Source organism: Paenibacillus sp. FSL R7-0313 (assembly GCF_037969885.1).
GTDB lineage: Bacteria > Bacillota > Bacilli > Paenibacillales > Paenibacillaceae > Paenibacillus.
In genome coordinates, this window is sequence record NZ_CP150219.1 from 5,031,344 (window position 1) to 5,054,854 (window position 23,511).

The 23,511-nt window shown below is 45.3% G+C and carries 23 protein-coding genes; 2 read left to right on the plus strand and 21 right to left on the minus strand.

Translation table 11 applies throughout. The annotated features are described in order from the left end of the window. Nucleotides 1-48: 48 nt before the first annotated feature. From NSQ38_RS21835 to NSQ38_RS21845, 3 genes are all read right to left on the minus strand, one after another. Nucleotides 49-1,284: a cytochrome P450 gene (locus NSQ38_RS21835; RefSeq protein WP_339784030.1), complete on the minus strand. Its 1,236-nt coding sequence runs from the start codon at nucleotides 1,282-1,284 to the stop codon at nucleotides 49-51. 214 nt (nucleotides 1,285-1,498) lie between these two features. Then, entirely contained in the window at nucleotides 1,499-1,786 is a 288-nt protein-coding gene (locus NSQ38_RS21840; RefSeq protein WP_339784031.1) for a hypothetical protein, read from the minus strand. Then, nucleotides 1,783-2,925 carry an FAD-binding oxidoreductase gene (locus NSQ38_RS21845; RefSeq protein ID WP_339784032.1) on the minus strand — a complete coding sequence of 381 codons (1,143 nt, stop codon included), beginning with the start codon at nucleotides 2,923-2,925 and terminating at the stop codon, nucleotides 1,783-1,785. Before NSQ38_RS21845 ends, NSQ38_RS21840 begins: the two co-directional genes overlap by 4 nt. A gap of 295 nt (nucleotides 2,926-3,220) precedes the next feature. On the opposite strand from NSQ38_RS21845, the gene NSQ38_RS21850 reads away from it, so the two are divergent. After that, the gene (locus tag NSQ38_RS21850; RefSeq protein WP_339784033.1) at nucleotides 3,221-4,036 is read left to right on the plus strand and encodes an AraC family transcriptional regulator; all 816 of its coding nucleotides are present in this window, start codon (nucleotides 3,221-3,223) and stop codon (nucleotides 4,034-4,036) included. Here the strand turns inward: NSQ38_RS21850 and NSQ38_RS21855 are convergent. From NSQ38_RS21855 to NSQ38_RS21900, 10 genes are all read right to left on the minus strand, one after another. Next, nucleotides 4,033-4,674, minus strand: a complete 642-nt coding sequence (locus NSQ38_RS21855) for an HAD family hydrolase (RefSeq protein ID WP_127548321.1) — start codon at nucleotides 4,672-4,674, stop codon at nucleotides 4,033-4,035. The two genes, NSQ38_RS21850 and NSQ38_RS21855, sit on opposite strands and share 4 nt — an antisense overlap. A 39-nt stretch (nucleotides 4,675-4,713) precedes the next feature. Then, nucleotides 4,714-5,307 (minus strand): DUF1349 domain-containing protein, encoded by a 594-nt coding sequence (locus NSQ38_RS21860; RefSeq protein ID WP_339784034.1) that lies wholly within the window; start codon nucleotides 5,305-5,307, stop codon nucleotides 4,714-4,716. A 94-nt stretch (nucleotides 5,308-5,401) separates the two neighbouring features. Beyond that, nucleotides 5,402-6,646: an MFS transporter gene (locus tag NSQ38_RS21865; RefSeq protein WP_339784035.1), complete on the minus strand. Its 1,245-nt coding sequence runs from the start codon at nucleotides 6,644-6,646 to the stop codon at nucleotides 5,402-5,404. A 92-nt stretch (nucleotides 6,647-6,738) separates the two neighbouring features. After that, nucleotides 6,739-7,770 (minus strand): alcohol dehydrogenase catalytic domain-containing protein, encoded by a 1,032-nt coding sequence (locus NSQ38_RS21870; protein ID WP_036608226.1) that lies wholly within the window; start codon nucleotides 7,768-7,770, stop codon nucleotides 6,739-6,741. Between the two features lie 42 nt (nucleotides 7,771-7,812). After that, the gene (locus NSQ38_RS21875; protein ID WP_339784036.1) at nucleotides 7,813-9,120 is read right to left on the minus strand and encodes an aminotransferase class III-fold pyridoxal phosphate-dependent enzyme; all 1,308 of its coding nucleotides are present in this window, start codon (nucleotides 9,118-9,120) and stop codon (nucleotides 7,813-7,815) included. Between the two features lie 37 nt (nucleotides 9,121-9,157). Next, entirely contained in the window at nucleotides 9,158-10,312 is a 1,155-nt protein-coding gene (locus NSQ38_RS21880) for a glycosyltransferase (RefSeq protein ID WP_150367354.1), read from the minus strand. A gap of 350 nt (nucleotides 10,313-10,662) precedes the next feature. Beyond that, nucleotides 10,663-11,229 carry a helix-turn-helix domain-containing protein gene (locus NSQ38_RS21885; protein WP_339784037.1) on the minus strand — a complete coding sequence of 189 codons (567 nt, stop codon included), beginning with the start codon at nucleotides 11,227-11,229 and terminating at the stop codon, nucleotides 10,663-10,665. A 152-nt stretch (nucleotides 11,230-11,381) separates the two neighbouring features. Beyond that, nucleotides 11,382-12,860 (minus strand): ABC-F type ribosomal protection protein, encoded by a 1,479-nt coding sequence (gene abc-f / locus NSQ38_RS21890; protein ID WP_339784038.1) that lies wholly within the window; start codon nucleotides 12,858-12,860, stop codon nucleotides 11,382-11,384. A gap of 376 nt (nucleotides 12,861-13,236) precedes the next feature. Beyond that, nucleotides 13,237-13,773: a GNAT family N-acetyltransferase gene (locus tag NSQ38_RS21895; protein ID WP_339784039.1), complete on the minus strand. Its 537-nt coding sequence runs from the start codon at nucleotides 13,771-13,773 to the stop codon at nucleotides 13,237-13,239. A gap of 13 nt (nucleotides 13,774-13,786) precedes the next feature. Beyond that, nucleotides 13,787-14,644 carry a MerR family transcriptional regulator gene (locus tag NSQ38_RS21900; protein ID WP_339784040.1) on the minus strand — a complete coding sequence of 286 codons (858 nt, stop codon included), beginning with the start codon at nucleotides 14,642-14,644 and terminating at the stop codon, nucleotides 13,787-13,789. Nucleotides 14,645-14,783: 139 nt separating this feature from the next. Between NSQ38_RS21900 and NSQ38_RS21905 the strand changes: the two genes are divergently transcribed. After that, on the plus strand, nucleotides 14,784-16,289 hold the full coding sequence (locus NSQ38_RS21905) for an MFS transporter (protein WP_339784041.1): 1,506 nt from the start codon (nucleotides 14,784-14,786) through the stop codon (nucleotides 16,287-16,289). A gap of 228 nt (nucleotides 16,290-16,517) precedes the next feature. Here the strand turns inward: NSQ38_RS21905 and NSQ38_RS21910 are convergent, their stop codons facing one another. The 8 genes from NSQ38_RS21910 to NSQ38_RS21945 all read right to left on the minus strand — a co-directional run bounded on the left by NSQ38_RS21910 (nucleotide 16,518) and on the right by NSQ38_RS21945 (nucleotide 23,450). Beyond that, nucleotides 16,518-16,901 (minus strand): hypothetical protein, encoded by a 384-nt coding sequence (locus tag NSQ38_RS21910; RefSeq protein ID WP_339784042.1) that lies wholly within the window; start codon nucleotides 16,899-16,901, stop codon nucleotides 16,518-16,520. Nucleotides 16,902-17,044: 143 nt separating this feature from the next. Then, nucleotides 17,045-17,650, minus strand: coding sequence for a pentapeptide repeat-containing protein (locus NSQ38_RS21915; protein WP_339784043.1), 606 nt, complete (start codon nucleotides 17,648-17,650; stop codon nucleotides 17,045-17,047). Nucleotides 17,651-17,903: 253 nt separating this feature from the next. Next, a complete protein-coding gene (locus NSQ38_RS21920; protein ID WP_339784044.1) occupies nucleotides 17,904-18,512 on the minus strand; it encodes an N-acetyltransferase in 609 nt (202 codons plus the stop codon). 32 nt (nucleotides 18,513-18,544) lie between these two features. Then, nucleotides 18,545-18,907: an Asp23/Gls24 family envelope stress response protein gene (locus NSQ38_RS21925; protein ID WP_339784045.1), complete on the minus strand. Its 363-nt coding sequence runs from the start codon at nucleotides 18,905-18,907 to the stop codon at nucleotides 18,545-18,547. Nucleotides 18,908-19,070: 163 nt separating this feature from the next. Beyond that, nucleotides 19,071-19,547, minus strand: coding sequence for a hypothetical protein (locus NSQ38_RS21930; protein WP_339784046.1), 477 nt, complete (start codon nucleotides 19,545-19,547; stop codon nucleotides 19,071-19,073). After that, on the minus strand, nucleotides 19,544-21,565 hold the full coding sequence (locus NSQ38_RS21935) for a S9 family peptidase (protein ID WP_339784047.1): 2,022 nt from the start codon (nucleotides 21,563-21,565) through the stop codon (nucleotides 19,544-19,546). Before NSQ38_RS21935 ends, NSQ38_RS21930 begins: the two co-directional genes overlap by 4 nt. Nucleotides 21,566-21,586: 21 nt before the next feature. Further along, on the minus strand, nucleotides 21,587-22,516 hold the full coding sequence (locus NSQ38_RS21940) for an ABC transporter permease (RefSeq protein WP_339784048.1): 930 nt from the start codon (nucleotides 22,514-22,516) through the stop codon (nucleotides 21,587-21,589). 16 nt (nucleotides 22,517-22,532) lie between these two features. Next, on the minus strand, nucleotides 22,533-23,450 hold the full coding sequence (locus NSQ38_RS21945) for an ABC transporter permease (protein ID WP_017688654.1): 918 nt from the start codon (nucleotides 23,448-23,450) through the stop codon (nucleotides 22,533-22,535). Nucleotides 23,451-23,511: the final 61 nt, after the last annotated feature.

Here is a 23,511-nt window from a genome sequence, read left to right on the forward strand (position 1 = left end):
TTACGTCTGATCTGCCGCTTTTTAGGTTGTATCCCGTATGATTCCTTCTCACTCCGCAACGATCTTCACTGGCAGATGGGTCAAAGACTGTCCCGGAGCTGAAGTGGCCAGATTACTCTCCAGATCAAAGGACTCCGCTGGTTCAATCCGAGCAATCTTCTCCACAAATGCTGTCAAGGCGATACTTAGTTCCATTCTTGCCAGTGGGGCACCTAGACAAAAGTGTGGGCCATTACCAAAGGTAAGGTGTTTTTTGTTATTCCGACGATGAATGTTTAGATCAAACGGGTCTTCAAACATCTGCTCGTCCATATTGGCTGCACTCATCCAGGAGATGACGACATCCCCTTTTTTCAAGTCTACTCCGAGGAGTTGGTTATCCTGCTTCACTGTCCGATGTCGCTTGGCATTGTGGAACCGATAACGAAGCATTTCTTCCACTACGAGCGGAACCAACTCGGAATTCTGTCTTAGTTGGCCATACAGACTCGGGTCATCGTACAGGAAGGAATAGAATGTATTTGAAACCATATGGCTTGTTGTCTCAATACCAGCTCCGAGCAGAAGCATGGTCGTGCGAACAACCTCATCCTCCGTGAACTTCTCCCCCTCAACATCAACGTTCAACAGATCCGTAATGATATCCTGACCAGGATGGGACCGTTTATGAACCACAACAGGATACAGAAATTGATAGTACTCTTGCGCTGCAGTTTGTTTTTTCAGTTCACTCTCTTCAGCAGTCTTCGGATTGGTAGGTTGAAACAGAATATCTACCCAGTTCTTGAAGCGATGACTGTCTGTGAGAGGGATGCCGAGCAGATCAGCCATAACCATCGAAGGCAGCGGAGCAGCCAACGCTTGAACAATATCAATGGTCGTATTCGGCTCAATATCTGCTACCAGCTGCTCTGCAATGTTGCGAATACGTGGCTCCCAGTTCTTCAGACTACGCGGTGTAAAAGCAGCAGATAACAACGAACGACTTTTTTGATGACGGGGAGGATCGATACTTGATATGTTTAATTTGTCTGGAGGTGTACCCTCATTGTTTTTTGCTCCAACGGCAATCGTCGTCCGGGTTCCTTCGGCTGAAAAATACTCATGATTACTGAGGACCTGCTTCACATCATCGTATCTGAACACATTCCAGGTGTCTGTATCTTCGTGATAGTACACAGGATGCTCGGACAGCATTTTTCGAAACCAGTGAAGTGGGAAAAACTCTTCTGATCTGGACTGAAACCCCGTGATATCCTCAACACGTATCACTTCTTTATACATTTGGAATCCACCTCTCAGCATAGTTTCGTGATTGGTTACATGGGTACCTGAATTGACAGTTCAGCACCTGATTCCATTTTATACCATGAGTTCATTTATTGATATAAACCATTTGAACTAAATCAGAAAAACCCCTTAGTATAAGGGGTTTTTGTTTTATACGTATCGTATATTATTCTGTCGCTGTTTCAGAGAGATCAGCGATACGAACCGATCAATCGCCTAGTTTCGCCAATGCTTCCTGTAGCTGATCCAGCTGTGCAGACAAGGTTTCAACCAAGTTCTGCGTTTGGCGTGCCTTCTCCATTAAGACTTGCTCGTCCGAACCCTCTTTCGATGCTTTACCGATTGGTGATGACGACAATTCCGACAATTCGCGTTTGTATGTTTCTTGTTTCTCTAAAGCTATGCGCAGTTCTTCTTTCGTCGTACCGATCTGATGTTCCAGATATATGATGTCGGACGAATTCGCTCCATCGGATAAACGTTGTGAATATGTCATGACTCACCTCTTTTAATTTCATCCATTGCTTTGCCAACAGCATAGGGCTCAATATCGATATCCAGCCCCAAGCCAAGAGCTAGTTTCGCCAGTTGACTCCCGATAAAAGGACCCATGGTCAATCCAGAGGCTCCAAGTCCATTCGCGGTAATCAGACCTTCCCAGCCTGGGACAGCCCCCATTACTGGCAGAAAGCCTGGCGTGAACGGACGGAACCCAACTCTTACTTCCTGGAATGTGCTATTGGCTAGCCCCGGCGCCAGTTCCAGACCTTTATTCAAAACTTCCTGCATGCCTCCTGCAGTTACTCTTGTATCATAACCCTCCACATCATTTTCATGAGTGGCTCCAATCACAATCTTCTGTTGATCAAAGGCCAAGAGATATTGGTCAGAAGGTGGCATGATCACAGGCCATCTTCCTGTATCCTCCCCATCCGTGACATGTAGATGCATAATTTGTGCCTTTTGATAATGCACTTTAAAGTGTATCCCGAGCGGCTTCAGCAGTTCGTTGGCCCATGCACCTGCACAGACAACGACTTCATCTGCCAGGAAACTCCGATCATTAACACTCACACCAACGACCCGATTTGCTTCGAATTGAAGCGTGGCGTCTCCATAGATCACTTCCGCTCCATTTCGCTGTGCAGACCGGATTAAGGCATCACGCAGCGCCCTTCCATCTATACGTGCAGCACCGCTGATATGTACCGACTGATAACGTTCATCCAGCAATGGAAAGCATTCATGGGTTTCTTTTACATCCAGAGGTGTGATGTCGCCAATCTCCGGTGCATCTACTTTGCGAAGATGGGCCCGCTCTTCCATCTTGTTGATTTTGTCCACGTCCGTATGAATACTGAGCGCACCCACTTGAGCATATCCGGTTTCCGTTTCTCCTTCACCCTCAAGCTCCGCTATGATGCCAGGATAGAACCGCGCACCAGCCTTGGCGAGCTGATACCAGTCCTGATTACGTCGCTGTGACAGCCATGGACAGATGATACCAGCAGCTGCATCCGTTGCCTGTCCTATATCTTTTCGGTCTATGATGATGACCTCTGCGCCATGTTTGGCTAATTGATAGGCTGTTGATGCCCCCAGAATACCCGATCCGACTACGATGACTTTCTTCATGTTTGCATTCCTTTCTTTAATCACTCATTCGTTATAGCGTATAACGTTTCGCATTCTGTTGGCAAGGCAGGCGTACTTTAAGGTCCATAAATAGAGGCTGATCAGACCACTGTTCATACTCATTCATCAAAGAAATAATTGTTGAAACATTTATATGAAAACGTTTTATATATTACCCGTCATTCAATTAAAATTATTCCATTTATGTAATATAATTCTTTCTAGGTTTCTTTTAACTCTGTAACCACGCCACTTACGCACATGATCCTTTAACGAAAAGAGGAATAACACGACGATGCCGAAACCTAGCATGGGGAATCCGCTGGATACCGATATGCCGCTCATGATTACAGGGCAAAACCAGTTGACCGTTGATGAATTGATGAATTGGAGCGACCATTCACGGGATTACAGCATTGTACAGTGCATCGGAGGAACAGGGCGAATCGCAGCAAAGAATCATGAATTTTCGATCAAAAAAGGGACCGCTCTTATTTTGTTTCCCGAGGTAACCTACCGTTACCACAATCTGAGTGATTCATTACGATTTGATTGTCTGTCTTTCAATGGCTATTTGTTGCCACGGTTCTTGCATACCTTGCAGATCGGGGAGCTGCGCGCCTTCAAGCCGGATGGAATGCTTCATATCCTGTTGCGTGAAATTACGTTGGCGCTGCAGTCCCGGCACAAGGATCAGATCTGGCACGTATCCGCATTACTGTACATGCTTTTGGTCAGATTAACCATTGAAGGTGAACGCTATAGTGCTTACGAACGTTCTGATGCCCGATTAAGATTGGATGAACTCATTACTTTTATCAAACTAAATTATCATCAGGATATTTCTCTCCCCATGTTGGCTGAGCAGATGGATGTTACCGAGCAGCACCTGAATCGGATATTCAAAAAAGAATTTCAAATGACTCCACTGGAGTATCTCATGAGGTATCGGTTGTTGAAAGCCAAGGAAATGCTCATCGAAAATGACGCTACAACCGCTCATGAAATAGCCAAAGCCGTTGGTTTCAACAGTGCCAGTTACTTTGGATCAGTGTTCAAAAAATACGAAGGGATCTCTCCTATCGAGCTACGCAAGCAGTATCTGGATTAAAGCGCCTCCATATCGATCTCGGCCAGCGAGGATAACCGAAGTTCATGCATGGCGAATTCCAGACCACGCGTTACCTCGTTAGGCACGATGATACAACGAATACCTGCTGCATTGGCTGCCTTCAAGCCATTAGGTGAATCTTCGAACACAATCGCTTCGGAAGCCTCGATCCCCAGACTCTGGAGAGCAAGAAGGTACAGTTCAGGGTCCGGTTTCACTCGCTTCACATCCTCGGATGTATGAACAACTGTAAAATAATCGAAAATGCCTAACTTCTGCAAGTAACCATGCACCCAGTCTCGTGTGGAGCTGGAAGCAACCGCAAGCTGAATCCCCTTCTCCCTCGCAGACTGAAGCAATTCATACACCCCCGGAAGAATGGCGGCCTGTCCCAAATAGACTTCGTATTTCTGTTCAGAGAGAAGTTTGATATGATCATGATCTATCTTTTTTTGGAGCGCCTGCTCCAGATATAGAAATGGATGAAACTCCTCAAAGGATGTCCCCACATTTTTCGACCATAGCTCCAGACCAAGTTCCACTCCGTGCTCTTCATAAATATCGCGAAATGCATAGTACCAAGGTGTCTCTGTATCGACAATGAGTCCATCAAAATCAAATATAAATGCTTTTACCATGAACCTGTTCTCCCTCCAATGATCGGCCGGGGGAGCGGATTAGAAGCGTGCGGTCAAGTCCGGATGAGTAACGTTCACGGATAAAAAGTGACACGTACAGCCCGTTCCAGTCGGCGACTGAACAACTAATCCAGCTCGAAGTTCCCTCTGAATCGGCATGCCGAAATAACGAATTAGTTTCCACTCATCCCCATCGGGTGAATAAAAGAATGATATGCAGTCCTCTACTTTGCGTATACGCAGATAAGGATTAGGTACGGAGACTTCAACCGAATTGCAATCATCGGATGAACCATCACGTGTCACCACCGACACGATGGTAGGCACTTTTCCATCATACTCAAAACAAATTTTGCACCAGTTAAGATCATCCGCCATCACCATCAGACATCCGGAATCATATTGATTTTTCATATCAACGGTTAATTGGGTTGTAATTTCAAAATCGCCAGGCACAGGCATGAACAAGAAAGGAGCAGTTGCACGAATGTGCTTGCCCGCAGGGTCCTGGAAAAAGTCGGTGTCCGCCTTCGCTTCCACCAGCACACCTCCCTGATCTGTAAAGGACCAGCTTTCGGGCTCGTTCATCCAGCTCCATTGCTTTCGTGCTTCTGTTGTCATTACGTTAGTCATTTGTTAGCAGCCTCCCAAGTTAAAATATGTTCTGAGGTAGTTCTAGTTTTTTTCTGTACTACATATTCGCTCCAAATACAGTAAACCCCTTTTTCTACATATTTTTGTAAGGTCCTAGCACTTGGGAGTGCTTTTGCGGATCTGGCAGGAAAAACATGATGACCATGAGTACGATATATAGACCAAGAATGACACTGAACAACAGTGTTGGATTGTGATGGTAGAGCAAACCCGTCAGGTATCCCGATGGAATGGCTGTCAGCGTCATGACCGTCTGCACAGCCGAGAACATGTCGGCTTTCTCATGCGTCCCCAATCGGTTCATCAGCAGGGAATCCCGGTACGTCTGCAAAATGAAGTTACCCGCAGCGAGCACGATTAGCGTGAGAAACAGCATGCCTATATTCCCCACAGGGATCAATAGAAACAGAATGGCTCCAGCCGTGCTAAGCACGATGGAAAAACCAACATACTTTTCTTCCGAACGCCGTTTCAGTCGCGGAATGATGACCAGATAGAGCAGCATGACGGTTACCGCAGTCACTACTGGGATAAACGAAATGACACGATCATCAAATTTCAACTGTTCCTTGAAGAAAATGACCTGAAAGAAGTTCAGCTGCAAAATCAGATTGGACAACACCGTGATCAGAATAATCGGAAAAAGTCTCCGTTTGTAGAACGATTTGCCGAACAGGCGCAGACTGGAACCCAAACTTTGAAGCACGCGGGTTTTACTATGCAATCCCATAAGTTCCTTGCCGACCTCGGTCTCATCCGTGTATCGGTTACGAATGAAAAACATGGCGGTCATGAGGATGCCCCCGACAAAATAAATGCTGGCCAGTGTTGGTACAATACCAAAATCAGCAATGACAACTCCGGCAATCGGCGTAAGAACCCCAGCCCCTGTAATAATCATGTTGAGGATGGCAAACACCTTGGATCGTTTGTGTTCCTCCACATCCTCTATGATCAGACAGTTAAAGGCGACCGTTACAAACTTGGATGTTGCGTTCAGTAAATAAGCGATCAGGAACAGCCAGAAGTTCTGGGAGAAGGCCCAGATGAACATGGGAACACTCCAGGCAAGCAGATCAAAGATCAGCGTTGTTCGTTTCCGGCCCAGCTTATTCGTAATGGAACCCGCAAACAATTGAAAGATAAAGGCAAAATAAAGATTCACCGAATTGATTAAACCGATTTCAATGTCCGAAAGTCCGGCTTCCTTCATATATAAAGGAGCGTAGAAGAGAACGATCGTGCCCGGAATGGCCCATACCGGTTCGAGTAAAATGGAGTAGCGTGGATTCTTCGGCAAATCTTGAAGCAATTTCAATCGATATCCCTTCCTTCTGCGGTTTTCACCGCTGCGAATTCCAACTTCTCGCAGCGGCAAACCCGCTAATGTCTACATGCTTATAGTACCTCTTATAGAATAAGAGCTGTTTTGACTGAATTCATCGGCAACTTCTCTCCAGTGTGCATGTCATAACCAATCGTTCCATTAAAGGCCTGTTCATAATCACTCAGCAGTTCCTTGGCTGTCACCATCTGTTCCAGTTCCGGGATACTTTGGGCAAATTTCAGTGCCGTACTGATCATCGAGTGATTAGCAACTGCACCGATGATACTAATTCCATCATTAATGACGGCTGTTGATTTGAACGTTACCTCATAGCTGTCGTCATATCCCATAGGAATAATTTTGCCGCCTTTGGCAATCAGCTCAAACCCTACATGAAGCTGGTTACCAACCGCGTCCACTACAATATCAAACTTTTTGTTATTATTGATCTCGTAAACTTTATCCAGTGTCAGATCCTGAGGATAGAACACATGATCCGCGATCCCTGAAGCGAACTCTTTGCGGTATGGATCAACTTCCGTGCCTACAGTAAGCCTTGCCAATCGTTTGCTAACAAGCTGACACAGGGAACCGATTGCACCCGAACCGAGGACCAGTACGGAGTCACTTGGCTTAGTCCCTGCTTTCATAAACGTCTGAAGTACACATCCCAGTGGTTCGATCATCATGGCCGTTTCCCAACTCATGGAATCCGGGATGGCATAGATATACTTTTCGTCCCCAACAAAATATTCAGCAAAGGTTCCGTGTGTCGTCATCCCTACTTGATAGTCATCAAAATTCTCGCAGTAGATGAACAGACCCTCACGGCAGTATGAGCAGGTACCGCAAGATTGCGTGGGATCAACCAATACCCGATCACCGATCTTGAAACCACGAACGTCGTCGCCCACCTCAACCACTGTGCCTACGCCTTCATGACCAATGATCGTTCCTTTATTCGCCGGCACTTTGCCTTTGACAATATTCAGATCTGTCCCGCAGATGCCGGAACCATAGATTTTAATTTTTACCTGGTTTGGCTTTTGAATGGTTGGCTCCTCAATCTCCTGGTAAGTCACCTGTTTAAGATCCTGATATACGAGTGCTTTCATTGAATAATTCCTCCTAGTCGATTTTCAATTATGATCTATGGATTAAGCTTCAAACGTTTTCGAAAGTTGCATCGCATGAAGATGTTCCTGCTTCTGAATCTCTTTCCAGTCTGACAGGATCTGCAACAGCGCTTCCTCGACCCACAGCAATTCTTCCCGTGTATGGGCATCGGAGAAAATAAAGTACCCTTTGGTGAAAATACCGAAGTGAGCCATTCTCTTCACCATGAACTCGCGGAAAGGATCTGTCTGGAAGTTATCTTCAGCCAAGGATTGAATGCAGAAGCTTGCATACGTCCCCTTCACTTCCAATTGATCCGTCAATCCGAGTAACACAAGTTCAGATTCCAGACGATCCATGATCCGGGTTGCCGGATCACGCCAGGTCGGCCATACTTTCGCATTTTTCATTAATCGTTCACAGGCAATGGCTGCCGCGAGCGCTGTCGTTTCGCTGGAATGGGCATTACTGAATCTGACCTGTCCTGACAAAGACATCAGGTGCTCAGGCCCCATAACCGCTGCGAGCGGTAAACCGTTGGCCATACCTTTAGAGATACAGAGCAGATCAGGCCAGATGTCATATTCTCCTGCTGTAGCCTGCTTGCCCATTCGAATACCGGAAGTGACCTCATCAAATATAATAATGATGTCCAGAGAGCGACACAGGTTTACGGCTTCCTCCAGCGCGTCCCTTTTCCACTCGTTGGGGCACAAAACAATACATGCGATATCCTCGGGAGATGAGGTAATCTGGGCCTCAATTCGCTCCACAGTAGGTTTGTTGACCCAGATCGTTGAACGCTCGATATCCACCGGGATGCCACGTTCTTTCGTCTGGCCACCATAATAGCCGTAGGCAGACCAATCGTGCCACCCATGATAAGCCGTCGCAATAACCTTGCTCTTACCACTTGCAGCACGAGCCAGACGTACAGCTCCACTCACTGCATCGGCCCCACTCTTGGTAAAGCGAAGCGATGGATAACGACCCTCGAACCGCTCTAAAATCAACTCGGCGCATTCAAGCTCAATGTCGGCAGGCAGAGAAAAGCTTGTCCCTTTTTTCAGCTGGTGAATGACGGTTAGTTGGACTTCATGCCTCGCATGGCCCCAAGACGCCGTACCCATGGCCATCTCGCAATCCAGCCATTCATTCCCGTCGATATCTGTAAATCGGGATTTGTAAGCCTCTGCACAACATACGGGTGTATGCCCGGGAAATAAACGTTCAGGTGCTTTGGCTAAAGTGCTGCATCCGCTCGGAATTACCTTTTCGACTTGTTCCAACCACTCCAGATTCCGGGTAAATCTTACGGCACGATCGAGCGTGCTCTCTTTTTCTTTCACCTTAAGTACCTCCCTGTTTATTTTCGTTGTGAGTGAATTACCGAACTTTGGTTCCAGGCCAGCATCCATCGTAGATGCGATCCATTGTGATCACATTGCCATACAGGTCAATGATCAGATCCTTGGCTCGATGAGCATGTCTCATCTCAATCCAGTAGCGGTTCTCCAGCAAACGGGCGAAATTGTCCACCAAAAACAGTAACCGGTTCTCACTATGAATCAGTTCCTTGCCCAGTACCTGTGGCAGCCAGATGGCTCCATTGGAATTGAAGCGGTTTGAATAGTCACGTACTTCGGCTACATTTGCAAATTCAGCTTCCTCCAGCTTAGTCCAGAATGTATCGGCATCACTTCGAACCTCGGCAAGGTCAATCCCAACAATCGGCAGATGCTGGTATTCCCCTTGGCTTTCCAGCTGTGCTTTCAGATGACTGAAAACGAATGGCCACACATCAGCCTCGATCTGACCGCCCCACTTTTTCCAGAAGCGTGCCAGATTGTTCTTGCGGTTGAAGTTGCGGTGAATGCCGCTGCTGCGTTCCCAGTGATACGCCTGAATATTCGGGTTAATGACCGTATCGTATCCCGCAGCTCGTGCCCGCATCTGATAATCAAAGTCCTCGTATCCGTTAAAGAACTTCTCATCGAGGTTGCCGATGGTCTCATACACCTCCCGCTTCATGCCAAACATGGCGAACACCACCAGTTGAACAGAAAAGGTTTCTTTTGGTATATCATCAGGAGATGCGTTCAGGAACAGGTGTCGGCCGATGGTGTCCGCAAAAGCAATGCCGCAATGCTGCACGCCTCCGGTTTGCGGATACAACAGAACCCCTCCAATCATGCCGATTGTAATATCGCTATCCAGTGTCTCTTTCATCATCGGTTGCCAGTTCGGTTGAAGAATGGTGTCCGAATCCAGGAAGAAAATGTACTCTCCCTTGGCTAGACTCAGTGCGCTATTAATCGACACGGCGCAACCGAGTGGAAAATCATGCTGAAGAATCTCGATGGTCACACCTTCTCTTACTTCTTGCTTCAGTTTATCCAGATGTTGAAAGACTGCTGAGCCGGAACCATCGTTGATGAAAATAATCTGAGTGGATGGGCTTACCGTCCGGAGCAACGAATCTGTGAACAGGTTCAAAATGTTATAGTCCTGGTTGACTGGCACAATAATGGTGTAAAGCATGGAATCCCTCCTGATTTGGGTTGATGGAATGAGTACTTGAGCTGATTTTGAAATGCATAATTGCAGGTAGTTCTGTCCGGCCTCCTTGTTTGAATATTTTGTCTTTATTTGGTAATGATTTGAATCTACTAGAAATTTATATCATTTTTTGTAAACTGAAAATCTTAAATTCTGAACTCTATTAATATTTGAATATGTGAGAAAATCAAGTCTTTGCAGCTTTCACACTGAGAAACGCTGTTGTGAATGCAAAAAACACCCCCAAAGAGTCTGCGTATCATACGATACGGTTGATTCTTTGGAGGTGCTTTCGTATTAAAATCTATATTTTTCGTTGGATATGCCCTGACCTAACGCTGCTTAAATCCATGATAAAACGTATCCACCACAAGCGCAGGGGCTGCTTTTCTCGCGATATGACCACTCACAACTTGTTGCCACGTCAGGAACATGATGGAATACAGCACATCGACAATCCAGGTTTTATCAAGATCGGAGCGGAAGTAACCTTTCTGTTGTAACAGACCGACCGCATGCAGTACAGGTTGTCTCAGTTTCATATCTGCTCCCTCAATCTCGGGATTATAGTTAATGGTGGTGTCATGAGCCAGAAAATATATTTTGTCGCCTAATGGAATAAGCGCCTCGATCAGCTCAGGTATGTATTTTTCACATTGCTCTTCATCCAGTTGAATTTCTTTCATGGTCTCACTGACCACCTCGATTGCGCGTAATCCCAGATGAACCATGAGCTGTTCGCGGCTTTCCACGTATCGATGTAACGTCGCAATCCCGATGTTTGCAGATTCTGCAATTTCATTCATGGAAGCATTCGGTTTTTCAATCAGCAACTTGGTGGCCTCGTCCAAAATGGAATGAAGCCTGGTTTGTTTGATTGTAGTCATTTCTTTTTTCATTCTATTACACCTCTTGGCGAGTATAGTTCAACAATTGATCTGATTATCCATCATATGATTGGATTAGACTATAAAATTATAGCATACTTCCTCACGAGTAAAACTAAAAGCCGCCATTTGGCGGCTCTTAGCATCGATATCTTTCCCGTTACTTACAGTTCGATGATTCTCGTTGCAATATTTGTACAAAATTCACGATCATGCTCTACAAAAAGCAGGGTTGGCGAGTATTCCAGCAATAAGTCTTCGATCTGCATACGTGAAATGACATCTACAAAGTTGAGTGGTTCATCCCAAATGTGCAGATGAGCTTTCTCACTAAGACTTTTGGCAATGAGCACTTTCTTTTTTTGACCTGCACTAAACGTTGAGATATCTTTCTCCAATTGCAGTCTGGAAAAATCCAACTTTCGAAGTATCGATTTAAACAGGCTCTCATCAATCCCCTGTATGGCCGCATACTCAGATAAATGCCCTCCGAGATCGGACGTGTCCTGCGACACATACGAGATTTTAAGTTGGTGATCCTTACGGAAAAGACCTGTATAAGCAATATCTTCACCGCAGATCAGCTTAAGAATGCTTGATTTGCCAGATCCATTTTTACCGTATAGGGCAATACGATCCCCTTGTTCAACCGTGATACTGACATCCTTACACACCGTATTGGAGCCGTATGAGATCGACACATGTTCCAATTCAACAAGTTCATGCTTGTGAAAATCCAGCTGATGAATCTGTAGACGTTCTGCACTCTCAATATTTTTGAGAAGTTTGGACTTCTCCTGAATTGCAGATTGCTGCCTTTGTTCGATATTTTTGGAACGTTTCATCATTTTGGCAGCCTTGTGCCCAATATATCCTTTATCCACCTTGGAACCGGAATTTCTCGTACCATTTTTGGTTTTTTCAACTTCATGTGACCATCCACCGGTCCGTTTGGCTGAATCGGATAAACGTTTGATATCCTTTATTAATTTCTCATTACTTGCAAGTTCAAACTGATCTTGCCTTCTTTTATTTTCCCACCAAGCGGAAAAATTGCCTTTCTGAATCTCGATGTTACTCTTATTGATGGAAAGGATATGGTCCACGCTTTGATCCAGAAAGGATCGATCGTGAGATACCAAAATAAATCCACTCTTGCTGCGGAGATAATCACCTACAATTTGTCTCGCATGAAGATCAAGATGATTGGTAGGTTCATCAATGAGCAGAAACCGATTATCCTTCAGGAACAAAGCAGCCAGCATCACCTTTGTTTGTTCTCCGTTGGATAACGTATCGAAAGGCCGATACAACACATCTTCTGACACTTTCAACAGGTTAAGCTCGCGCACAACTTGCCAGTGCAGATATTCAGGATGAATCTCGCCGATGACATCGACGGTCATAGCTCCCTTATTCTCTACCTGGAAAGGAAAATATTCAAAGCTAACATTCGCAGAGATATGTCCGCTGTACTCATATTTGCCGAGCAACAGATTGAGGAAGGTTGTTTTACCTCTGCCGTTCCTTCCGGTAAAACCCAATTTCCAATCAGAGTCCAACTGAAAACTAACATTTTCAAATATGTTATCGTAACTGCCATCATAGGCAAAGGTCAGGTTGGTAACGTTAATTAAAGACATACAGATCATCCTTCTTATGTGAAATATAAAAGTAAACTGACGGGATTTCACCATCGAACATGGCATGGATTCCCTCACTTTAATATTTGAACATAATCAGAATTTAGATTCGCTTATACAATAAAGAAACCTGGCGATAAATCATTTAGCGCCGAGTAGATCTATGCATAGGAGGACAAAGTGTCGGATTCTGATTAGTTATATTGTGAACCATGCCACTGTTCATGTTCGTTGACAGGTCCACATAAACATCCACAACCTCTAATTCCGTCATCACTCCATCACCCCTTTACAAGCTCACAATTTGAATACAGAAAACTTAACATGGAATACAACATGGGTCAAGGCACCCTTCTCCCATATTGGCGTGTAGGGATTAATATAAATATCCTAAAAAGTCGAGTTCCCCTTCACCCCATGGCATGCTTCCCACTTCTTTAATCATTAACCCCTCTACCTTTTCAGTCCCAACTCCAACTGTGGTTAAGGTTTCATGATCAATTTTCAACCACTTACATGTGTTGCTTACCGTTTTGAATCCATTTTTACTATACAATTCCTCATGATCCGCAAATAAAAGGACAAAATCAACACGCGCTTTGGCCAACCTTTCCACTTCGGATATTAACAAAGAAGCGATTCCTTGAGAGCGAATAGCCGGAGAAACACACAAATCGATTATCCCCAACACTCTTATGGGTGTTCCATTCAAATTCATCATCCTGTAATCTAGTCCGACATGCCCAACTAATTGGTTATCAGGGGTAAACGCCAACACTCTGCCATGTGGTATTTGCTTAAAGAACAATCTGTCTTTTGGATAAATCACTGGAAAACTGGCAACAAGTAATTCTCGAAGAAGAGTTGACCACTCTTCACTTAGATCCACATCATATGTCTGAATTAATTTCAAATAAATATCCTCCTTAAGTCAAGCCATTCTGCCCTTTGCTTGGGTTATCAGCCGTACACACCTCTACGTAAATTTTGATGATGTACTCATCGGGATTACTTTCTGCAAAATAAGTGAGCAGGTCCAGTGCATATACATGTCCACAGACTTGGAGTCCCTCTTTTTCTATCTCCTCTTTCATGAGGGAATACGTCTCCGGCATGCTTTCGTATGAACCTCGATGATTCATGACGGCATACATCCCTTTGGGCTTAATCCATATCGTTTCCCCTGGAATGGGAGTTTTTATTTTGTTGCCAAAGTAATCCGGATAGTATTCTCCTGCCTCATAGTGCTCCTGACGTAAGATCGTCCATACCGGAAATTCATAGTCGATCATCTGTTCATCACAATGGGTCCTGTATTCAATGAACTTACGGAAGAATTCCTTATCCCCATCCCCTTGCTCCAGTTGAACAGCAATAAAATACTCCAGCTCACATTGTTCAATATGCAGCCCTTCAGGAGAAGCATCCGTGGCTTGTTTCGTCATTTCAATGGCACCACTTAGCAGCTTTTGCATACGTTTGATTCGTTGTTGCTCCAACTCAAGTGCCTTTAATTTCTGTTCAAATAGCTCAATTAACAATGGTGTATTCTGATTTTGAATAAATGACTTAATCTCTTGGAGTGAGCTTCCTGCCTTCTTCAGCACATGTATGACATCCAGCACATACGTTTGTTGCATACCGTAGTAGCGGTAGCCCTTGGCATTGATATATTCAGGCTTTAACAGCCCAATCTCGTCATAATGAAACAAGGTATGTTTGGTCACTCCGCAGATCTTGGCAAATTCACTGGTGGTAAAGTGTTGTGCGTGATGTCCAGCCATCTTAGGGCCCTCCGTGTACATATGTGGTCTAAGTTATAAAAGTATAAATGCATTATAGTGTGTAAATAAAGATTTGACTATAGGGTTACCCGATAGTTTAGTCTAAAATTGTAAGTTATTCATATCGCCGGAGGGAAACATGTCAAAATTCAAACGTTGGATGATTCTTGTTATTGTCTCAAGTGCACTATTACTCATTGTCATGGATATGACCATCCTGTACACCGCTTTACCCAGCTTGACCCATGATCTCGGTGCATCTGCTTCGGAGAAATTATGGATTCTGAACGGTTACTCCCTTGTCATGGCGGGTCTTCTTCCTGCAATGGGAACACTCGGGGACCGTGTTGGTCATAAAAAAATATTTACCCTGGGCTTGCTCGTCTTTTCTGCTGCTTCTCTTGCTGCTGCCTTTTCTCCAGTACCGGCTGTACTAGTCATGAGCAGAATTCTTCTAGCCGTAGGTGCATCCATGATGATGCCAGCGACATTGTCGATTATCAGAGTTACGTTTAGGAATGAGCGAGAACTCGCACTGGCGATCGGCATATGGGGTTCCATTGCATCAGGTGGTGCTGGACTGGGACCGATTGTTGGTGGACTGCTTCTTCAACATTTCTGGTGGGGCTCTGTGTTTCTAATTAACCTGCCTATCGCTATTCTTGCGTTTGTATTCGCCTTGAAAATGATTCCTAAACACCATGGGGATGCGTCGAAAAAGTGGGACTTCACCAGTTCCATTCAGATCATGATTGCCATGGTTGGAATTATCTATTCCATTAAGGAATTCACAAGACGCGAAGGATCCCTCACACTCGCTATCATTGCTGCTGTGATCGGTCTTCTGTCCCTGATCATTTTTATTCGCCGTCAGAATAACAGTCCCAATCCGCTGCTGGATCTGTCCTTATTCAAAATCCCAAGATTCAGCACCGGTTTTATTACCGCACTGGTTGGCTTATTTGCACAAATGGGTGTGCAATATATGGTCACTCAGCGGCTTCAGCTGGTGGAAGGCATGTCACCTCTTCAGGCTGGACTATTCACCGTATCCATACCTGTTGCAGCACTTATTGCCGGACCTGTTACGGGGGCCATTATGCACCGTGTGGATGTTGTATATATCAAAAGCTCCACTCTCTTCATCGCTGCCCTTGGCATGGGGACGTATCTGATGTATTTCAATGCTGGGTTCACTGGGCAAATTATCGGTTTGGCACTGCTTGGTGCAGGTCTTGGATCAGGCATGACCGCTGCATCACATTCCATTATGAGTTATGCCCCACCTCACAAAGCGGGTATGGCAGCATCCATTGAGGAAGTAGGTTATGAGCTGGGCGGAGCATCCGGTATTGCGATCATCGGCAGCATGTCGACCCTTTTCTACACACTCGCTATGAAGATTCCTGCGGGAATTAGTGTGCCAGCCAATGCGAAAGACAGTCTGGATGAAGCCCTTATCGCTGCCGAAAGCTTGCCTGCTGCGTCTGCTGAATCGCTCAAAAATGCCGCCTTTGCTGCATTTGATCAATCATTCTTTGTCGTCATTGCAGGTGTGACCGTATTTCTGTTTATTGCTGCTCTGATTATGAGCTGGGTTGCCTTGCGCTTGAAACGAGCACAAAAACGCAGCGTTAAAACGTAATGAAATTCACTTCATGAAACAAAGCGAGGTATATAGAATCATGTGGTTTCCGATAACCAATGGATTTATTATTTTATTAGGTATATTTGCGATTTTTCTGATCGTTAGAAATATGTCAAAAGAAGAGGATTAACTCAATTAAATTAACATCAAAAACCACTACCTGAGTTGTTTCAGATAATGGTTTTTGATATGCCTGATAACCGAAGCTTACCACCCTGCGGCACCTCACGGAAGGTAGGCATCCTCTACCTCAACTTTTCGTTCATTCCCCATCGCAATGTATCTTACATTAATGACATTTCCTTTCTGAAAATGGGGAATACGTGTGATTGGAATATAAGTCTCTACAATTGTTGGGAAGGTGCGGCCGTCAACTTGGGTTACAGTCAAATCCAATCGCACGCCAGGCCTTCCATCCCTACTGGATGATGTCTGTACAATATCATGAATTATTGCTTCTGTTGGAATTCCGTCCATCAGAATGCTCTTGCGAAGGTGATGTTTCTCTTTATTGTTACGTAACAGTTTAAATGCCATAATCGTAGTGATCGTGCCTGTTGTAAGCCCAAAGACAATAACAGCAACAAAAATAATTAATGTGACGGACATGATAACCTCCTTTTAGTTGAAACTTATGTTAACTACTTCTTGTTTAGATCTCTTTTTCCTGCCTATTCTCTCTGAATCGGAAAGCTTCAAACTCAAAAAAGCCGCCTTAAGGGCGGCTTCATGCTGTGTATGTTCAACTCAACTTAGTCTACTTTCGCACCATACGAGCGTACAAACAGAACGGCTTGTTCGCGATCCAAACGTACGCCTTTGACATCCAGTGATTTCAGATCGATGCCTTCCAGATTAGCCCCTCTTAGATCCGCCCCTTGCAGCTTAGCTCTGCTTAATACAACTCGAGTAAGATCACAGTCTCTCAAATCCGCTTTGGTGAAATCCGTGTCCGTAAAGTCAGCCTCAAAGAAACGAATTCCTCGCAGATCCTGTTTCCCCAAACGTGTATGTCTCAGATTCGTATAAGACCAATCGCCGTGACTTAGTGTGATGCCATCCATTTGCGCACCTGAAAAGTCTGAGCCTGTCATCTTGCAGGAGCTGAATTTGGAAGCAAATAGATTCGCACCACCAAAGGTGCAGTTTTCAAAAGCTGATTCCGTATGAATCGAACCATTCATGGAAGCCCCTTTGAAGTCACACTCGATAAAACGGCAGTTACTTGTCTCAATCTCTTCCATAGAAGCGTTCATAAATGTACACTGCTTGAAAACACAACTTATGAGTTCTCCATAGCGCAGATCACGTCCCTCAAAATGTACTGCTTCATATTCCTGATCCTTATATTGATACACTGGTTACACCCCACATTGTATATTTCTCCGTCTTTCTTCATTAAAAGAACTTTTTATACTATACCACACCCCTGTCAAGTACCTGCTTAAACCCATACAAAAGTCAAGTTACTTTTTTTGTGAGAAAAATCTGAAAACTAAAAAAGGGACGCATAAAGCGCCCCTCCAGCACACACTTTTAACTGTTCCAATGTGGGCTTATTTATGTGAAACTCTCCAGTTAGCTGCTTTTTTCTATTCGTATTAGAATGCACTACACCAGTATTTTGGACATTCGGTACAGGGATAGCGAAGGTTTATTGATTTCCCCTACTCTCTGATACCCCAAACGCTCGTAGAGTTTAATAGCTAGTAGATTTTCCTTTTTAACCGTAAGTGAGGATTTGGACAGACCTTGTGTTACAGCTTGCTCCTCTGCAAATTGAATGAGCTGTGTCCCTACACCAAGACCTCTGCTTTCAGGCAACGTAGCCAATGTTCCGATGTGGTACTCGTCGTTCTTCGCTTCTTTTAATGTCACCATGGAGTAGAACTCTTTCCAGTGTTGGAGATTATACTTAATCAGGCTCCATTTACGAAGTTCAAACAGTTTGGAGAACGTTGGCAAAGCAAGTTTTTTCATTACAGTGGTCGGATAACACATGATCATGCCCAGCGTTTGGTTACCTATTTTGGCTTCATAAGCATATTGGTGACTGAATCGGTTCTGATTCGAACGCCATAACTTGTTAAATGTTTTCTCTATTATGCCTTTATCCTTGGTACCTGCAAGCGAATAGGCCATATATTCAAGTGCCATCTGATTTAGTTGCCCGCCGACTAATGATTGTGGACTGGCTTTTGTTATGGAAATCTTATTCATCGCTGTCACTCCTCTAGGTAGCTAAAATTGGATTAAAGCTTGGCAACAGGTTGGTTGAATGATAACCCCTCAACGATCACATTCACCGTATCAATTGTTAATCCGGTCAACTGTTCAACATGCAGTCTCACATTGTTTTGCAATTCCCTGCAGACTTCATGCACTTTTGTTCCATAACAAACGACAACCTTTAAGTTTATCTCCAGTCTTGATTCTACCTTGCGGATATCTATGCCATTTTGCAGACTTTTGCCGCTCCACTTTTTGGTGACCCCTTCTATAAGTCCTGTCGACATGGAGGAAATCTCACTGGTAGTATTCGCGATCTTGCCGACAATTTTGGAGATCACATCATCCGATATTTGAATTTTTCCCAAAACATTTTGAATGGACATCCCATGTCCTCCTTTTTATATCTGCATTTTTGATAGAAAATAATATCATTTAATATAAATATAAATCATACGAAGTCCAATTTCAACTTTTGAATTCAGTCATCCTCATTTCTACCTGTACATAGCAAAAAAACCGCGATCATCGCGGCTTCTTCTGGTCATCCTATGGGAACTTCAATTGAATATGGACAGGAATGCAGGAAGATAACTCACTATCTATTCTGCCTTCTTCTGCTGCCTCTGTTTCTTCTGCCTGCACGAGCCATTGCCTGCCAATTAACGATTGCAGCAGTTCAATCTCTTGTGTGGTCAGACGAATATGCTTCAGTGACAGTTCATCTTGAACGTAATCCCGATCCACCTTACGGTCAAACCGGAAATCGAGCAATCGTTTCAACCCGTTAATATGCAAAAACTTGAACTCATAACCCTGAAGTATCGCCTTTTCCCAATCATCTCCGATATCAGCTGCTGTCTGTAGTCTTTCATCAAAATCCATCGCGGATTCCTTAACCAGAGGCAACAACCGGGAATAGTCTCGACGTTGTAAACATTCAATAATCACTTCTTTTGATTCCCCACTTGTCAGAACATTCTCTACAAGAAGCCCTACAGGAATGGACAGCTGAGTTCGACTCATTGCTCGCCCTCCTCATCATTCCCGAGGTACTGATTGAACCAGGCATTCACCTGTTCGAAGCTATCGATCCGAAGTGAAGGTTTACCGCTTTTGAGCAAACTGTGGTTGGAACCTGGATAACGAATCAGTTTGGTCTTTTTGCCGTATCGTTTTAGCGTAGTATATAATTCCTCCGCTTGTGCAATCGGTGTCCGATAGTCCTGCTCTCCGTGCATGATCAGAAGTGGCGTCTCAATGTGGTGTGCATGAGCAAGAGGTGAGCGGGACCACAGGAATTCAGCGTTTTCCGCCGGATTACCACCGATGACTCCCTCGACATAGGAAATACCGATATCACTCGTTCCATACATGGATAACCAGTTGGAGATGCAACGCTGGGTTACAGCCGCCTTGAAACGGTGCGTATGCGCCACGATCCAGTTGGTCATCACTCCGCCATAACTGCCACCTGCCACACCCAGACGTGATGCATCAAGGAAATCGTATGTAGACAGGGCATAATCAACAGCTTCCATCAGATCCCGGTAATCCCCTCCGCCAAAGTCGCCACGGCAAGCTCTGGCAAACTCCTGACCGTATCCCATACTTCCGCGAGGATTGATCCACAACACTGCATACCCTTGCGCAACGAGTGTCTGCATCTCATGACTGTATGTTCCTGTATACATCGCGTGAGGTCCGCCATGAATCTGCATAATCAGTGGCAGTTTCACATTGGAATCACGTATTGCCGGTGTGGCTAACCAACCTTGAAGCGGCCATCCATCGGAGGACGTAAACTCTACGCGGACTGGCACATTTACAGCCAATTTAGCCATGAATTCATCATTTCGCCGGGTGAGTCTGAACATTTCACCACTGTCGATATCCACACGATATAACTCTCCAGGGTGTTCAGCAGTCAACGCAGCGATTACCAGCGACGAACCGTCTGGTGTTAAGGTATACTGATACACATCCTTTTCACCAGCGCCTGTCACAGATTGACAATTCCCATCATCTTGAATGCGGTACACGTCCACATTCCCGTTCTGCGTCCCAAGTACATACACACCACGCTTCGGATGATGGTCATCCGAGATAGGAGAAGGTGATGCACCTGCTGACTTCATATCCCCCAGTGCTGCGTTACCAATCTGCATATCTAATTGAGGTGCAATTATCCTGGGTACACCCCGCTGAACGGGGACAGCGTATAAGCTGTTGTGGCTCCCGCTTCCATATTCACGATCACTGGCGATCAGGATCAGCTGCTGCCCATCAGATGAATAGGAGAACTGGCTTATCGCCAGACTGGAATCCGTCACTTTGAAGAGATCACTCTCTCCCAATCGAATGCTGTATATATCCGTAAAGTACAGCAGATCCGCATCAAGTTCCTCATCCTCTACTTGCTTCGAAATGAAAGAAAGCTGCAGGCTATCTGGCGACCATACGGGAGCACTGATATTCCATAGCCCGGAAGTCACCTGCGTGATTTCCCCGCTTTTGAGCTCATATACAAACAAATGGCTGTATTGACCATCCCACCAGCCAGATCCTTCCACCTTCGGCGTTGTGCGCTCGAAGACTTTACCTCGCAACACAGGTGCTGGCTCCTGTTGGACATCTGCTTTCTTCTGTTGGTCCTCCGGTTGCACCTTGCTGGTAAACGCAATGTACTGCCCGTTCGGTGACCAGATATAACTCAATATTTTACGTGCGGGAGATATCAGCATGACCGGCTCTTTTTGATCTGAATGAAGCGCCCATAGTCCTTTCCCCCCATCCACTGAGCGAATGAATGTAAGCTGTGTGCCATCCGGCGACCAAGCAGGTGAGGAATCCTTTGTTCCATCCGAAAGTGCAATATCTTCATCACCATCGAGGGAAATCCCTCGAATTTGTGTGTTATATTCGTTTTTATCCTGATCTATGGTCTGTTCCACATAAGCCACTTGTCCGTTCAGACTGATTACTGGCTGACTGATCCAACGATAGTGACTCAGATCCTCCGGCAGAATTGGTCTTTGATTCATAATGATGGCTCCCTTCTCCGTTTATTTATGGGTTGTCTCCGTACGTGGATCAAGCACATCACGCAGCCAATCTCCAAGGAAAATAACACCGAGTACGGTAAATGTAATGGCTAGTCCCGGGAATGTAGCGACCCACCAGCTTGTTGCAACGTATTGTCTGCCATCACTGAGCATACCTCCCCAGGATACATCGGGTGGTTTGATACCCAGACCCAGGAAACTGAGTGAAGCTTCCATAATAATGGTCGTGCCCACATTCATACCGCAGATGACGATAAAGGATGAAAGAATATTCGGCAGAATGTGTTTGAGAATCAATCTTCCATTCTTCGCGCCAATCGATCTGGCCGCATGAACAAAATCCCGCTCTTTGATACTTAGTACTTCACTTCTTACCACACGGGTGAATGGAACCCAGTTCGTCACCCCGATGACAAAAATCAGCGTTGTAATACCCGGGCCAACAATCGCCATCACAACAAGCATGAACAGGATGGTTGGAATCGCCATGAATGCATCACCTACACGCATGATGACGGCATCCAGCCATTTCCCGTAGAATCCGGATACCAGCCCCAGAATCGCGCCAATGATTCCTGACACAATCACGGCACCCATACCCACGATTAAGGAAACCCGGGCACCGTATACAATACGGCTCCACATGTCTCTGCCGAGATTATCGGTACCCAGCCAGTATTCGGCCGTTCCACCCTCAAGCCATGCTGGTGGTTTTAGTCGGTTTAGCGGATTCACCGCTGCCGGATCATGACTCGTCAATAGAGGTGCACCTATGGCAATTAACACAACCAACAATACAAGCACAGCACCAAACATTCCGGTCTTGCTGATGATCAGTTGTTGCCAGATATAACGAAATCCCGTTGGTGCACGCCCATTGTCTTGTTCCTGTTCTGTACCCGGAATTGGCATTTTATTGCTGCCTGTCATATGATTGCACCTCCTTCTAGTCGTATTTGATGCGCGGATCGAGTAGCCTGTAAGCTACATCCGTCAAGATGTTAATTACTACAACGATAAAGGCAATGACAAACACCGCGGCCTGTACAATCGCCATATCATGTGTGTTGACTGCAACGACCAGCAATTGACCCAGTCCAGGCCAGGAGAATACCGTTTCCGTAATCAAGGTTCCCCCGATCAGACTTGTAAACTGCAAACTCATAATCGTCACGACCGGAATTAGTCCATTCCGAAACGCATGTTTTACAATGACAACCATTCGGCCTAGCCCTTTGCTGCGGGCTGTTCGAATATAGTCCTGGTTGAGAATCTCCAGCATGCTGGAGCGAATCAGCCGGGTCATCTGCGCAGCCAGTCCAACGCCAAGCGTGAATGCAGGCAAGATCAGATGTGACAATCCTCCGCGTCCGGATACCGGCAATACGCCCAGCATGACGGAGAACAAGAGGATAAGCATAATCCCCATCCAGAAGTTTGGCATCGCCTTACCAATGACGGATATTCCTGAAATAATGAGATCGGTAAACGTATTGCGTTTGACAGCTGAAATGACGCCAAGTGGTACAGCCATAAGTACAGCAAAAAACATCGCGGCTACTGCCAGTTCAAAACTGGCAGGCAATCTCTCCAGCACAAGCTCTAATGCAGGCTGATTGTAGCGAAAAGATTGACCAAAGTCTCCCTGTATTGCACTGCCCAGAAACTTCACGTATTGCGTATATAAAGGCTGGTCCAAACCAAGTGCCTGCGTCAAGACAGCACGATCTTCAGCGGTAGCCGTTTCAGGCAACATTAGCGCAACCGGATCACCGGTAACTCGAACCAAAATGAACACAATTAATGAAACAATGAACAGCACCGGAATGATCTGTAGTAGTGACTTAAGTACGTATTTGCCCACTCCTTGTTCACCTCCCTTTTAAAAAAGAACGGCAGGAACATGGTTATCCAGTCCCTGCCGT

What these genes read in the sequence shown, in the direction of transcription:
- NSQ38_RS21835 (WP_339784030.1), bottom strand. Translation starts at nt 1,284, where the DNA reads ATGTATAAAGAAGTGATACGTGTTGAGGATATCACGGGGTTTCAGTCC.
- NSQ38_RS21840 (WP_339784031.1), bottom strand. Translation starts at nt 1,786, where the DNA reads ATGACATATTCACAACGTTTATCCGATGGAGCGAATTCGTCCGACATC.
- NSQ38_RS21845 (WP_339784032.1), bottom strand. Translation starts at nt 2,925, where the DNA reads ATGAAGAAAGTCATCGTAGTCGGATCGGGTATTCTGGGGGCATCAACA.
- NSQ38_RS21850 (WP_339784033.1), top strand. Translation starts at nt 3,221, where the DNA reads ATGCCGAAACCTAGCATGGGGAATCCGCTGGATACCGATATGCCGCTC.
- NSQ38_RS21855 (WP_127548321.1), bottom strand. Translation starts at nt 4,674, where the DNA reads ATGGTAAAAGCATTTATATTTGATTTTGATGGACTCATTGTCGATACA.
- NSQ38_RS21860 (WP_339784034.1), bottom strand. Translation starts at nt 5,307, where the DNA reads ATGACTAACGTAATGACAACAGAAGCACGAAAGCAATGGAGCTGGATG.
- NSQ38_RS21870 (WP_036608226.1), bottom strand. Translation starts at nt 7,770, where the DNA reads ATGAAAGCACTCGTATATCAGGATCTTAAACAGGTGACTTACCAGGAG.
- NSQ38_RS21880 (WP_150367354.1), bottom strand. Translation starts at nt 10,312, where the DNA reads ATGCTTTACACCATTATTGTGCCAGTCAACCAGGACTATAACATTTTG.
- NSQ38_RS21885 (WP_339784037.1), bottom strand. Translation starts at nt 11,229, where the DNA reads ATGAAAAAAGAAATGACTACAATCAAACAAACCAGGCTTCATTCCATT.
- abc-f (WP_339784038.1), bottom strand. Translation starts at nt 12,860, where the DNA reads ATGTCTTTAATTAACGTTACCAACCTGACCTTTGCCTATGATGGCAGT.
- NSQ38_RS21900 (WP_339784040.1), bottom strand. Translation starts at nt 14,644, where the DNA reads ATGGCTGGACATCACGCACAACACTTTACCACCAGTGAATTTGCCAAG.
- NSQ38_RS21905 (WP_339784041.1), top strand. Translation starts at nt 14,784, where the DNA reads ATGTCAAAATTCAAACGTTGGATGATTCTTGTTATTGTCTCAAGTGCA.
- NSQ38_RS21910 (WP_339784042.1), bottom strand. Translation starts at nt 16,901, where the DNA reads ATGTCCGTCACATTAATTATTTTTGTTGCTGTTATTGTCTTTGGGCTT.
- NSQ38_RS21920 (WP_339784044.1), bottom strand. Translation starts at nt 18,512, where the DNA reads ATGAATAAGATTTCCATAACAAAAGCCAGTCCACAATCATTAGTCGGC.
- NSQ38_RS21925 (WP_339784045.1), bottom strand. Translation starts at nt 18,907, where the DNA reads ATGTCCATTCAAAATGTTTTGGGAAAAATTCAAATATCGGATGATGTG.
- NSQ38_RS21930 (WP_339784046.1), bottom strand. Translation starts at nt 19,547, where the DNA reads ATGAGTCGAACTCAGCTGTCCATTCCTGTAGGGCTTCTTGTAGAGAAT.
- NSQ38_RS21935 (WP_339784047.1), bottom strand. Translation starts at nt 21,565, where the DNA reads ATGAATCAAAGACCAATTCTGCCGGAGGATCTGAGTCACTATCGTTGG.
- NSQ38_RS21940 (WP_339784048.1), bottom strand. Translation starts at nt 22,516, where the DNA reads ATGACAGGCAGCAATAAAATGCCAATTCCGGGTACAGAACAGGAACAA.